Source organism: Heyndrickxia sp. FSL K6-6286, assembly GCF_038630395.1.
In the GTDB taxonomy this organism is placed as follows: Bacteria; Bacillota; Bacilli; order Bacillales; family Bacillaceae_C; genus Heyndrickxia; species Heyndrickxia oleronia.
Genome location: NZ_CP152029.1, coordinates 3,223,349 through 3,235,400 on the forward strand (window position 1 = coordinate 3,223,349; position 12,052 = coordinate 3,235,400).

Sequence of the window (12,052 nt, forward strand, 5' to 3'; positions counted from 1 at the left end):
AATCTTGCATTCTCCTTCAGTCTAATTTTTCTCCTGCTAATACTCCGGATTTCTCAATATAATTTCTTAATTGAGTATATTCATCATTTGTCCAGAAATCCTCCTGATTTATAAGTAACTGCGCATCATTTCGTGCTACTTCAAGTGCACGATAATCATGTACCATGTCCGCAACTTTAAACTCAGGCAACCCACTTTGTTTTTTTCCAAAAAAGTCTCCAGGTCCACGAAGCTCAAGATCTTTTTCACTTAATAAAAACCCATCATTGGTTTCTGTCATTATTTTCATTCTTTCTTTACCAACATCTGTTTTTGGGTTTGCAAGTAGAAAACAATATGATTGATCTTCTCCTCTACCGACCCTGCCTCGAAGCTGATGCAATTGTGAAAGACCAAAACGTTCTGCATCATAAATGACCATAATTGTTGCATTCGGTACATTTACCCCAACCTCTACGACTGTTGTAGAGACAAGTACTTGAATTTGATTGCTACTGAACTCTTTCATTACTTGCTCTTTTTCATCTGGATGGAGGCGACCATGCATAAGCCCAACATGAAATTTTGATTGATAGTAATCCGTAAGCATATGATATACGTCTATCGCATTTTGAACATCAAGCTTTTCAGATTCCTCAATAAGCGGACAAATGACATATGCCTGTCTCCCTTTAGATAACTCTTTTTCTACAAATCCTAATACACGCTCTAGCATCTCATGTTTTGCCCAATAGGTTTCAATCATTTTTCTCCCAGCTGGCAGTTCATCAATAATTGAAACATCCATTTCGCCAAAAGCAGTAATGGCTAATGTTCTTGGAATTGGTGTAGCCGTCATAAATAAAACGTCAGGAGCAATCCCTTTTTCTCTTAGTATTCTCCTTTGTTCAACCCCGAATCGGTGTTGTTCATCAGTTATTACTAAACCTAGACGGTGAAATTGAACCTCATCCTGAATCAATGCATGGGTTCCAATTAAGATATTAATTTCCCCATTTTCCAGTCTCTCTAAAAGCTCTTTTCGTTTTTTCCCTTTAACCGAGCTTGTTAGTAGAGCTACTTCCAAACCAACCTGTCCTAATAGAGCTTGTAAGGAGCTTGCATGTTGCTCCGCTAATATTTCAGTTGGTACCATTAAAGCACCTTGATATCCCGCGGTCCAACTAGCATATAATGCAACTGCAGCTACTACAGTTTTTCCTGAACCAACATCCCCTTGCAATAAGCGATTCATTCGATAGGGGGATTTCAAATCTGCACATATTTCATTAATGACTCTTTTTTGTGCATCTGTTAGTGGGAAGGGCAATTTGTCGAAGAAATCACGCAGTTTTTGTAAATCATAGTGCTGCGCAATCCCCGCAGAATGTTCTCTTTCAAATTTCCTTAGAGCCTGCATCTTTAATTGAAAGTATAGAAATTCTTCATAGACGAATCGTCTTCTAGCGTGCTTTACATCTTCTTGAGATTCGGGAAAATGCATCATTTTCATGGCGTCTTTCCTTGCCATTAATTTGTATTTTTCTATTAAGGAAATTGGTAGATTTTCATCAATTTCATGACCATAATGCTGAAATGCTTGAAATATAAATTTCCTCAATGTTTTGACCGTTAATGATCCTTTAACAGAATAAACAGGTTCAAATTCAGCTGTATTTTGATGAGGGCCCAACTTACATTCTTGGGCAGTTATTGCTGCACGATGTTTATCCCATTTTCCTGTCACCGTTATTGTATCAGCAATATTTAGCTTCTTTTTTAAATATGGTTGATTAAAAAAGTAAACTTTTATTAGATGCCTACCTACAAATAATTGAATAGTTAACCTGGAACGTTTGCGATTATAAAACATAAGAGAAGGCTCACTATGAACCTTCCCCTCAACAGTCACTTTCTCTTCGTGCTCAACATCTTGTAAATCTCGTAATCGATAATCTTCATAACGATAAGGGAAATGCTCTAGCAAGTCAAAAACAGTAAATATCCCCATAGATGCAAGGATACTCGCGGTTTCCTCACCAATACCTTTAATGATAGATACAGAATCCTTTAAATTAGTCACGGTCACCTAGTGGCATTCCAAAAATTTTAGCCTCTAATCTTCGGCCGGTTGGAGTTGCCGCAAGTCCTCCCTGAGCAGTTTCTTTTAAAGAAGTAGGCATACTCTGCCCTATTTTAAACATTGCATCAATCACTTCATCACATGGAATTCGACTTGTAATTCCTGCTAAAGCCATATCTGCTGCAACCATTGCATTTGCAGCACCCATCGCATTTCTTTTAACACATGGTACTTCAACAAGGCCTGCAACAGGATCACAAACAAGTCCAAGCATATTTTTCAGGGTAATCGCCATGGCCTCTGCACATTGAGAAGGTGTCCCACCTGCCATTTCAACAATTGCAGCAGCTGCCATCCCTGCTGCTGATCCAACCTCTGCTTGACAGCCACCAGCTGCACCAGAAATGGAAGCATTATTCGCAACAACGAAACCAAATGCGCCTGAAGTAAAAAGGAATTGAACCATTTGTTCTCGTGTTGGATGTAATTTGTTTTTCACTGCAAATAGAGTACCCGGTACTACACCTGCAGATCCAGCAGTTGGCGTTGCACAAATCGTTCCCATTGCCGCATTTACTTCATTGGTTGCTACAGCCTTACTTACTGCATCTAAAATGGTTTCACCTGATAAAAAATTCCCTTTTTCGATATATCGTTGCATTAAAACAGCATCTCCACCTGTTAAACCAGAGTGAGAAGTCACTCCATTTAATCCACGTTCTACAGCATCTTCCATCACTTTTAGACTTTTGTCCATCTGAGAGAAAATTTCTTCACGTGATCTGCCTGTCACTTCCATCTCTTGTTCAATCATGATTTCGGAGATTTTTTTATTTTGAGTTTCTGCCATTTCCACTAATTCTGCTACATTTTTAAACATTTTAAAAACCTCCTTACTAGTTGCTATACCGTAAGCGCTCCCAAAACTTTACTTTTCAAATAGAATTAAATTAATCCACAACTCTAGCAACTTGTGTGATATTAGGTAGTTCTTGAATTTCTTTCAAAATGTATTCATCAATATTATGATCAACTTCAATGACCATTAGTGCCATTTGTCCTACTTCCTTACGGGAAACTTCCATATGTCCAATATTGATTTCATATTTTGATAATACATTGGAAACTGCTGCGATAGCTCCAAATCGATCATTATGAACGACTAATATGGCTGGATGATGTCCTGTTAATCTGAGTTCAAAGCCATTCAGTTCAGTTATCTCAATTTTACCTCCACCTATGGAAATTCCCACAAGTTCCATTTCACCAATCTCATCACCAATAACAAGTCTTGCTGTATTCGGATGGTCTGGAACAGCGGTTTCGGTAAAAAATTCGATATGCAATCCTTGTTCTTTTCCAAGATTAATAGAATTGATGATCCTTTCATCAAAGGTATCAAAATCTAGTAAACCACCAACTATTGCAACATCTGTTCCATGTCCTTTATAGGTTTCCGCAAAAGAACCGTAAAAATAGATTTTCGCCCATTTAGGAACTCTGCCAAAAAGTGTACGAGCAACTCGACCAATTCTAGCAGCTCCTGCAGTATGCGAACTGGATGGTCCAATCATGACCGGACCGATAATATCAAATACGCTTTTATATTTCATTTTGGCCAACTCCCTCGACTAGATATTATATTCACATTAACGATTTTTGTCGATAAAAAGGAAATAGAAGGGTTTCCCCTTCTATATATTATATCTTCAATTGTTTGATTGGTAAAATTATTTTAGCTGGTAAGAAATATTATTCAACAGAAATAATGAATGAATATAAAGGCTGTTTTCCATTATGAACTTCAACTTCAATATCTTCATAATTCTTCTCAATAAATGCTGTCACATTTTCTACCTGTTCAGCTGAAATATCTTCGCCATAAATAATTGTAATAATCTCATCATCTTCATTGACCATTTTATTTACCAATGAAGTCGTTGCTGAAATAAGATCTTTACTTGTTTCAATGATTTTCCCATCAGCGATGCCCATATAATCATCTTTTTCAATGGCAATCCCATCAATAGTTGTATCCCGGACTGCATAAGTTACTTGTCCTGTTTTCACATGTTGGATCGCTTCTTTCATTAACTTCTCATTTTCCTCTAAAGATAAGGACGGGTTAAATGAAAGTAATGCTGACATTCCCTGTGGCACGGTTTTCGTAGGTAAGACAATTATTTCTTGTTCAGACACCTGTGCCGCCTGCTCAGCAGCCATAATAATATTTTTATTATTCGGCAAGATAATTATTTTTCTCGCATTTACATCTTTTACAGCAGTCAATATATCTTCCGTACTAGGATTCATCGTCTGACCGCCTTCAATTACAGCACTAGCACCAATACTTTTAAATAAATCAGCAATTCCCTGACCCATAGAAACAGCAATAATTCCGTATTCCTGTTCTTCTTTAGGTACTGTTGTTTCTAATGTGTTATGCATATCTCCAATAATTGAACTATGCTGTTGACGCATATTTTCGATTTTCATATTGATTAAGTTGCCGTATTGTTGCCCAAATGTTAATACTTCACCTGGTTGTTCAGAATGGATATGAACCTTAACCAGTTCATCATCTGATACAACTAGTAATGAATCGCCAAAACGACTTAATTCATTACGAAACTTTTCCTCTGAAAATGGATGTTTTTTTAATTTATCCTCTTCAAATTTCACCATAAACTCCGTACAATACCCAAATTCAATATCTTCGGTATTCATGAAACTTTGAGCATTTTTATGATGTTCTGCGCTTACCATCTCATTCATTGAAAAAGAAATAGTTGATTCATTTGGTAACGCTTCCCCTTTTAATTCCGCCAAAAATCCTTCATAAACAAAAACAAGTCCTTGTCCACCACTATCGACTACTCCTACTTCTTTTAATACAGGAAGTAATTCTGGTGTTCGATTTAAAGACTTTTTCGCTTCCTCTACAATAGATTCCATAAATGGAATAAAATCAATTTCAATTTTAGCAATTTCTACAGCTTTTTTTGCAGCATCTTTTGCGACTGTTAAAACTGTTCCTTCAACAGGCTTCATTACTGCTTTATATGCTGTCTCAACACCTGCTTCAAGGGCAGCAGCAAATTCCTTTGTTGTTACTTCTTTATTATTTTCGATTGCTTTACCTAGCCCACGAAATAATTGAGAAAGAATGACTCCAGAGTTCCCTCTTGCCCCCATAAGTAGTCCTTTAGACAGGGCAGCTGCTACATGACCAATATGGTCTTGTACATTTTTTTGAACCTCTTTTGCACCTGATGTCATTGATAAATTCATATTCGTTCCAGTGTCTCCATCTGGTACTGGAAATACATTTAAAGCATCAACTATTTTCGCATTACTTGCCAAATGGTTGGCACCTTTTATAACCATCTCCGCGAAACGTTTTCCATCCAAAGATGTAATTGCCACGAATCTTTTCCTCCTTATTACGGGTTTGTCACCCTGACTCCTTGAACAAAGATGTTTATAGAGTCTGCAGATATTCCAATCGTTTTATCAAGTGTGTATTTCACTTTTGATTGAACATTATGTGCGATTTCTGAAATTTTTGTTCCATAGCTAACAATTATATACATGTCAATATGTAATTCATCATTTTCATGACGTACAATGACACCGCGAGAGAAATTTTCTTTACGCAAAATGTCAGTGATTCCATCTCTAATTTGATTTTTAGATGCCATACCGACAATACCGTAACAATCGATGGCAGCTCCACCTGCGATTGTTGCAACCACATCGTGAGAAATATCTATATGACCAAAATTTGTTTTCATTTCAATGGACATTTGCTTTTCCCCCTAACTGGATTCATAACTTTAACCTAGCTATAGTCATTTTACTATAATATATTTTTATTTAAAAGTCGAATAAAAATCGATACTTTGAAGTCAAAGGCTGACTTAGGAACATCAAAGGCAGATTTTCCACTTTGCCTGTCGGAGCAAACCAGTCGCCTCGCTTTTCGTTTTTGTCTAGTTGCGGCTCCTTGCTCCTCGGGGTCAAATAACCTCCCACTCATTAAAGTCAAAGAGCTGACTTCATTGAGTGGGAGAACATTTGCCTGTCGGAGCAGACCAGTCGCCTTCGCTTTTCGTTTTTGTCTAGCTGCGGCTCCTTGCTCCTCGGGGTCAAATAACCTCCCACTCATTAAAGTCAAAGAGCTGACTTCATTGAGTGGGAGAACATTTGCCTGTCGGAGCAGACCAGTCGCCTTCGCTTTTCGTTTTGTCAAGTATTTTTTCTTGAAAGGTTTTAGTTGGAGTCTTGCATTATTGAGGGTTGTATGATAAATTATTAAGGTATCTTTTTATGATGAATATTGAAGTGATGAAACATATGATATTTCGACTTCAGGGTAAGGAGGGAAATAATATGCCAAAAAAATGTGTTGTAACTGGACGTAAAACTCGCTCAGGAAATTCACGTTCTCACGCAATGAACGCAAATAAACGTACTTGGGGAGCTAATCTTCAAAAAGTTCGTATTCTTGTAGATGGTAAGCCTAAACGTGTTTGGGTTTCTGCAAGAGCATTAAAATCAGGAAAAGTTGAACGCGTATAATCGTTTCAGCATTATCCTGGCATAGTAAAAAAAATGCCGACAATCGGCATTTTTTTTTACTCTTTTTTAAACGTCCCTAGCATCGCACGAACAATTCCACCTAAAAATTTAGGTAACTTAATTGTATAAAATTTCATACATGTCCCTCCTCATTTAACTTACAAACCAATATCGAGCAAATTACCACTAGATTAGAAAATCAAATAGTTTTCTAAAAATGGTGTAAACAAGCTAATCCAGTTGCCCAAATATATCGGGTTAAAATAGTTTATTCATAACAAATAAAAATGAGTACGCTCCCTGAAAAAAGGGCTTATAAAATTATCAATCTTCACTTCTTATCATCATTAATATGCCTGATGTGAAAGAAAAAGTACCGGTTTCTTCAATAAGTTCATTACTGATGCATAATGTCGATCCCATTTGTATGTGTTTATTTTCTAACGGATATTTAAACCCAAGCAATGTTATTCCCTCTACATGTTTACTGAGAGGAATAAAAGAAATATATGATCTTTTATCTATTTTGTTAATCGTGTACCGACCTGGAGAAAAAACGGAAATTATATTTTGTTTATCAATGACTTCTATCGTACATTCAATACTTTCTTCCCTTGTTAGTATCATAACATTAGCCATAAAATGATCCATTCTTCCACCGGTCGCGCCAAAAATTCTTATGATCCGTGGATTTTGATTTATTGCCCATAAAAAAGCAAGCTCCATATCTGTTTCATCTTTTTCTGGTTTATATTTTTTAATATTATTCGTAATTTGTTTCATTTGTTCCCATTGGTCTTTTGTGACGGAATCAAAATCACCAAACGCCAATGAAGGGTGAATATTATTTTGAATTAAATACATCACGCCAAAATCTACCCCAACCCATATTACTTCGGATGAATTATAGTTGGAGAGATCAGGAATATATGTACGAGGTCCACCTGCGACAATATGAATAATTGGTTGCATGTTTTTCATTCCTTTCTTATTCTTTAGGTTAAGCTTTCACAATTAATAAACGTTAAAAACCGCTCTAGTTGTTACTTAAACTAAACAAAAAGCCAGCAAATAGCTGACTAGTTTGTTATTATTATAATGTTTTACGAATCTCATTGATTGCTTTTTTACGGTCTTCATGATTATAAATAGCAGAACCAGCTACCAGTACATTCGCCCCTGCATCAGAGCAAAGTTTTGCTGTTTCAGGATTAATTCCTCCATCCACCTCAATCTCAATATTTAATCCTTCTTGGTCAATCAGCTCTTTAACTTGTTTGATTTTTGGAAGTACACTTTTAATAAAACGTTGACCTCCAAAACCAGGATTTACCGTCATAAGTAATACCATATCAATATCTTTCAGAACATGCTTGATCATCTCAACTGGTGTTGCCGGGTTTAGAACTACACCCGCTTTAACACCAAAGGAACGGATATATTGAATCGTACGGTGTAAATGTTTACATGCTTCAACATGAACAGTTATATAATCGGCTCCTGCCTTTACGAAGGATTCAATGAATTGATCCGGATTTTCAATCATTAAATGAACATCTAAAGGAAGTTTTGTTATAGGACGAATTGCTTCTACAACTAATGGACCCATCGTAATATTTGGAACAAAATGTCCATCCATCACATCAATATGAATATAATCGGCTCCTGCCTTTTCGACATCTTTTATTTCATCAGCTAATTTTGAAAAATTTGCAGATAAAATCGATGGTGCAATTTTCACCATAATCAGTACCTCGGCTTTCTATCTTTTATTTCCTGCAAAAACTGTAAATAGTGATCATAACGATATCTAGGTATCTCTTCATTTGCCACAGCATCCTTAACTGCACATTTAGGTTCATTTAAATGTAAGCAACCGCGAAATTTACAATCATTTCTCAATGCAGCCATTTCAGGGAAACAATTTGATAAGTATTCTGCCTCTAAGGTATCGAATTCTAAAGCACTAAATCCTGGAGTATCAGCAACTAGGCCATTCTCGATATCAATTAATTCAACATGGCGGGTAGTATGCTTTCCTCTACCTAAATGAGAAGAAATATGACTCGTCTTTAATTCGAGATCAGGTTTAATTGCATTTAATAAAGATGACTTCCCTACGCCAGATTGTCCAGCAAATACACTAATTTTCCCTTTTATATGTGGCAAAAGCTTATCTAATCCTTCTTCTGTTTTTGAAGAGGATAAAGTGATTTCATAACCAATTTTTCGATAATCGTTTACAAAGTCTCTTAACTTCAATCTTTCTTCATCCGTTAATAAATCCATCTTTGTAATACAAATGATAGGATTAATCTCATTTGATTCAATAATTACTAAAAATCGATCAAGTAATATCGAACTAAAATCTGGTTCTTTAGCAGAAAAAACAAGAATCGCTTGATCTACATTGGCAATTGGAGGTCGAATCAGCTCATTTTTTCTTTCATATACCTCCATAATGTATCCTTCCCGCTCATTTTCTGCCTGGTAAACAACAGAGTCTCCAACAAGAGGGGTAATTTTATTTTTTCTAAAAACCCCTCTCCCTCTACATTGGATAATTTGATGACCATCTAATACATAATAAAACCCACTTAATGCCTTGATAATTTTCCCTTCAGGCATAGCATCGACTCCTTCATAAATTTAGTTAATCATTAGGATAATGAACGACATCTTCAAGAATTACTTCATTCCCTCTCATAACACGATATTTGGCAGTTTCTCCTTCTTTTATTGTAAATTGTAAAAGCCTTTTAGTCGGTTCGGTAATTGTAAACGTATCAAACGGAACAGATAGATTATTATTCATGTCTTCAATGAAAATTTGAATCTCTTCGGGCTTCTGTTCTTCTTCGCCCGGTTCATATGGGATAGATATTTCTTTTTCCACTGTTTTCGGTGGTTTTTCTTTTGGCCCTTTAGACATTACGACTTGGACCCTATCCCCCTTGATTAATTGTGCACCAGGAGCAGGATATTGTGATATGACCAGTCCTTCTTTTACTGTATCATTATATTCTTCTTTTGACATATCAATAACTAAGCCCGTTGACTCTTCATAATCCCTTAAACCTTTTTCATTATAATCTCTTAAATCCTTGAGACTAATTTTTTCTAATCCCTTACTCACTGTAAATGTTAACATGGTCTCACTAGGAACAACATCTCCAGATATAGGATCCTGTTCAATAATTGTTCCAGCGGGGCTATCACTGTATTCTTCTGTCATTTTTATATCTTTGAACTCTTCATCTTTTAAAAGCTCATAAACCTCTTCATAGGACCTTCCTGTATAGTCAGACAGGGAGAATTTCTCCTTACCACTACTGACATAAATATCAATTTCGGCTCCCTCTTTAACTAATTTCCCCGCTTTAGGATTTGTTTTAATCACGTATCCTTCAGGTATTTTTTCATTAGAAGTTTTAATTTTTTTACCCACTTTAAGATTGGCATCTGTAATCGTCTTCACCGCGTTATCCAAACTAACTTCCTTCACTGAAGGGACTTTAATTTCCTTTGGCCCTAACATTGTTGGCAAGAAAAGAAAGCCGAGGACAGCAATGATGATTAGAAAAACGAAGGACCCACCAACGATCCACGGCCATTTTCTTTTTTTCTTTTTTTTGTCTTTTTTCTTATCCTCATTTACGCCTGGTTGACCTATATCCTGTGATCCGCTATCTTTCGAATGAATAATCGTTTCATCTTTTGGATTCATTGAGTGTAAATTTGTAATGATAGGAATCGCTTTCGTTGCCTCATTATCCTCAGGAATTGTGAATTTAGCTTCATTAATCCTTTCCGGATCTAATGCCGTTCGAATATCCTCCCCCATCTCGTCCACATTATCATAACGTTGAAAAGGATCTTTTGACGTAGCCTTCAATACGATATTCTCTACACTTTGTGGAATATTAGGATTCCATCTTTTCATTGACGGAGTTTCCGTCTGTAAGTGCTTCAATGCAATGGAAACGGCAGATTCACCTGAAAATGGCAATCTGCCAGTTAATAATTCGAACATGACAATACCGAGAGCATAGATATCTGATTTTCTAGTAGCCATACCGCCACGGGCTTGTTCCGGTGATAAGTAATGCACTGTCCCTAATACTGAATTAGTTTGAGTTATAGAAGTTGCACTTAATGCCATCGCTATTCCAAAATCTGTGATTTTCACAATCCCATCATGATCAATTAAAATATTTTGTGGTTTAATATCACGATGAATAATTTGATGTTGATGGGCATGTGAAATAGCAGAAACAAGCTGTGCCATTATGTCAAGTGCCTTCTCAATCGATATTGGATAGAACTGCTGTATGTATTGCTTCAGTGTCATCCCATCTACATATTCCATCACTAAATAATAAATATCTTCTTCTTCTCCTACATCATAGATATTGACTATATTAGGATGATTTAAGCTTGTCGCAGACTGGGCTTCCCGTTGAAAACGATGGATAAATTCTTGTTCATTTGCAAAATCTAATCTTAATATTTTGATTGCTACATCTCGATCTAGAATCATATCTCTGGCTAAATAGACATTAGCCATACCGCCGCCGCCAATCATACTAATAATTTTGTAGCGGTCACTTATTCTTTTACCAATCAACATTCATTACACCCGCCTTCATCAGAAGAAGAAACTTCGATAATAACAAGTGTTATATTGTCTTCACCACCATGGTCATTTGCCATGTCAATTAATATTTGTGCTTTCTCTTCGATGTTATTTTCATTTTCTAAAATTTCCTTAATTTGGTCTTCGGTCAATTTGTCTGAAAGACCATCAGAGCATAAAAGTAAATAATCCCCTTCCTCAATGATAATCGTTTTTACATCAGCTTCTATTGACTGTTCAGTACCTAATGCTTTTAAAACGACATTTTTACGGGGATGATGCTCTGCATCTTCCTTTGAGATAATTCCTGTTTTCACCAATTCATTAACATATGAATGATCTTCAGTAATTTGTTTAAATCCATCCTCATTAAATAAATAGCAACGACTATCACCAATATTGGCTATTGTTACAAAATCATCTGTATAGGCAGCGGCAACTAATGTAGTTCCCATACCTTCGCACTCAATATTATTATTAGCGTGCTCAAATAAAGATTGGTTAATTTCTGTCACAATTTCATGTAAATATTTTTCAACCATTTCAGCATTAGTCATTTTTGGTGCTTGCGTCCAATTTTTATACATCAAATCTACTGTTATTTTACTTGCCACATCACCTGCATTATGACCACCCATTCCATCTGCCACAATCGCAAGGTGATCACCTGCTGAATTAGTAAAAATTCCCCCATTGTCTTCATTCCGTTGACGAATTTTCCCCTTATCTGTTCGAAAAACAGCCCTCATCTTTAGAGGTCACCCCATTTCTTC

13 protein-coding genes are annotated in these 12,052 nt (G+C 36.2%); 1 reads left to right on the top strand and 12 read right to left on the bottom strand.

Features of this window, described 5'->3' with window-relative positions; translation table 11 throughout:
- Positions 1–16: 16 nt before the first annotated feature.
- From recG to MHI39_RS16290, 6 genes are all read right to left on the bottom strand, one after another.
- Positions 17–2,062, bottom strand: coding sequence for an ATP-dependent DNA helicase RecG (gene recG, locus MHI39_RS16265; protein ID WP_342539740.1), 2,046 nt, complete (start codon positions 2,060–2,062; stop codon positions 17–19).
- Entirely contained in the window at positions 2,055–2,942 is an 888-nt protein-coding gene (sdaAA, locus tag MHI39_RS16270; RefSeq protein WP_342539741.1) for an L-serine ammonia-lyase, iron-sulfur-dependent, subunit alpha, read from the bottom strand. The genes recG and sdaAA overlap by 8 nt, the downstream gene beginning before the upstream one ends.
- Before the next feature lie 70 nt (positions 2,943–3,012).
- Complete coding sequence (sdaAB, locus tag MHI39_RS16275; RefSeq protein ID WP_342539743.1) at positions 3,013–3,675, bottom strand: L-serine ammonia-lyase, iron-sulfur-dependent subunit beta; 663 nt, start codon at positions 3,673–3,675, stop codon at positions 3,013–3,015.
- Between the two features lie 139 nt (positions 3,676–3,814).
- Positions 3,815–5,488, bottom strand: a complete 1,674-nt coding sequence (locus MHI39_RS16280; protein WP_342539745.1) for a DAK2 domain-containing protein — start codon at positions 5,486–5,488, stop codon at positions 3,815–3,817.
- Between the two features lie 17 nt (positions 5,489–5,505).
- On the bottom strand, positions 5,506–5,868 hold the full coding sequence (locus MHI39_RS16285; RefSeq protein ID WP_251337920.1) for an Asp23/Gls24 family envelope stress response protein: 363 nt from the start codon (positions 5,866–5,868) through the stop codon (positions 5,506–5,508).
- 53 nt (positions 5,869–5,921) lie between these two features.
- Positions 5,922–6,314 (bottom strand): hypothetical protein, encoded by a 393-nt coding sequence (locus MHI39_RS16290; protein ID WP_342539746.1) that lies wholly within the window; start codon positions 6,312–6,314, stop codon positions 5,922–5,924.
- A 140-nt stretch (positions 6,315–6,454) separates the two neighbouring features.
- Between MHI39_RS16290 and rpmB the strand changes: the two genes are divergently transcribed.
- Positions 6,455–6,643 carry a 50S ribosomal protein L28 gene (rpmB, locus tag MHI39_RS16295; protein WP_058002607.1) on the top strand — a complete coding sequence of 63 codons (189 nt, stop codon included), beginning with the start codon at positions 6,455–6,457 and terminating at the stop codon, positions 6,641–6,643.
- A 56-nt stretch (positions 6,644–6,699) separates the two neighbouring features.
- On the opposite strand, the gene spoVM is transcribed toward rpmB, so the two are convergent.
- The 6 genes from spoVM to MHI39_RS16325 form a co-directional block, all read right to left on the bottom strand.
- Entirely contained in the window at positions 6,700–6,780 is an 81-nt protein-coding gene (spoVM, locus tag MHI39_RS16300) for a stage V sporulation protein SpoVM (RefSeq protein ID WP_058002606.1), read from the bottom strand.
- A gap of 187 nt (positions 6,781–6,967) precedes the next feature.
- Complete coding sequence (locus tag MHI39_RS16305) at positions 6,968–7,615, bottom strand: thiamine diphosphokinase (RefSeq protein WP_342539748.1); 648 nt, start codon at positions 7,613–7,615, stop codon at positions 6,968–6,970.
- A 121-nt stretch (positions 7,616–7,736) separates the two neighbouring features.
- Complete coding sequence (gene rpe / locus MHI39_RS16310) at positions 7,737–8,387, bottom strand: ribulose-phosphate 3-epimerase (RefSeq protein WP_278891245.1); 651 nt, start codon at positions 8,385–8,387, stop codon at positions 7,737–7,739.
- Positions 8,388–8,389: 2 nt separating this feature from the next.
- Positions 8,390–9,271, bottom strand: a complete 882-nt coding sequence (gene rsgA, locus MHI39_RS16315) for a ribosome small subunit-dependent GTPase A (protein WP_278891243.1) — start codon at positions 9,269–9,271, stop codon at positions 8,390–8,392.
- 25 nt (positions 9,272–9,296) lie between these two features.
- A complete protein-coding gene (gene pknB, locus MHI39_RS16320) occupies positions 9,297–11,273 on the bottom strand; it encodes a Stk1 family PASTA domain-containing Ser/Thr kinase (protein ID WP_342539749.1) in 1,977 nt (658 codons plus the stop codon).
- Positions 11,267–12,028: a Stp1/IreP family PP2C-type Ser/Thr phosphatase gene (locus tag MHI39_RS16325; protein WP_342539750.1), complete on the bottom strand. Its 762-nt coding sequence runs from the start codon at positions 12,026–12,028 to the stop codon at positions 11,267–11,269. The genes pknB and MHI39_RS16325 overlap by 7 nt, the downstream gene beginning before the upstream one ends.
- Between the last annotated feature and the right edge of the window lie 24 nt (positions 12,029–12,052).

What these genes read in the sequence shown, in the direction of transcription:
- rpe (WP_278891245.1), bottom strand. Translation starts at nt 8,387, where the DNA reads ATGGTGAAAATTGCACCATCGATTTTATCTGCAAATTTTTCAAAATTA.
- spoVM (WP_058002606.1), bottom strand. Translation starts at nt 6,780, where the DNA reads ATGAAATTTTATACAATTAAGTTACCTAAATTTTTAGGTGGAATTGTT.
- MHI39_RS16325 (WP_342539750.1), bottom strand. Translation starts at nt 12,028, where the DNA reads ATGAGGGCTGTTTTTCGAACAGATAAGGGGAAAATTCGTCAACGGAAT.
- rpmB (WP_058002607.1), top strand. Translation starts at nt 6,455, where the DNA reads ATGCCAAAAAAATGTGTTGTAACTGGACGTAAAACTCGCTCAGGAAAT.
- sdaAA (WP_342539741.1), bottom strand. Translation starts at nt 2,942, where the DNA reads ATGTTTAAAAATGTAGCAGAATTAGTGGAAATGGCAGAAACTCAAAAT.
- MHI39_RS16305 (WP_342539748.1), bottom strand. Translation starts at nt 7,615, where the DNA reads ATGCAACCAATTATTCATATTGTCGCAGGTGGACCTCGTACATATATT.
- rsgA (WP_278891243.1), bottom strand. Translation starts at nt 9,271, where the DNA reads ATGCCTGAAGGGAAAATTATCAAGGCATTAAGTGGGTTTTATTATGTA.
- sdaAB (WP_342539743.1), bottom strand. Translation starts at nt 3,675, where the DNA reads ATGAAATATAAAAGCGTATTTGATATTATCGGTCCGGTCATGATTGGA.
- MHI39_RS16285 (WP_251337920.1), bottom strand. Translation starts at nt 5,868, where the DNA reads ATGTCCATTGAAATGAAAACAAATTTTGGTCATATAGATATTTCTCAC.
- pknB (WP_342539749.1), bottom strand. Translation starts at nt 11,273, where the DNA reads ATGTTGATTGGTAAAAGAATAAGTGACCGCTACAAAATTATTAGTATG.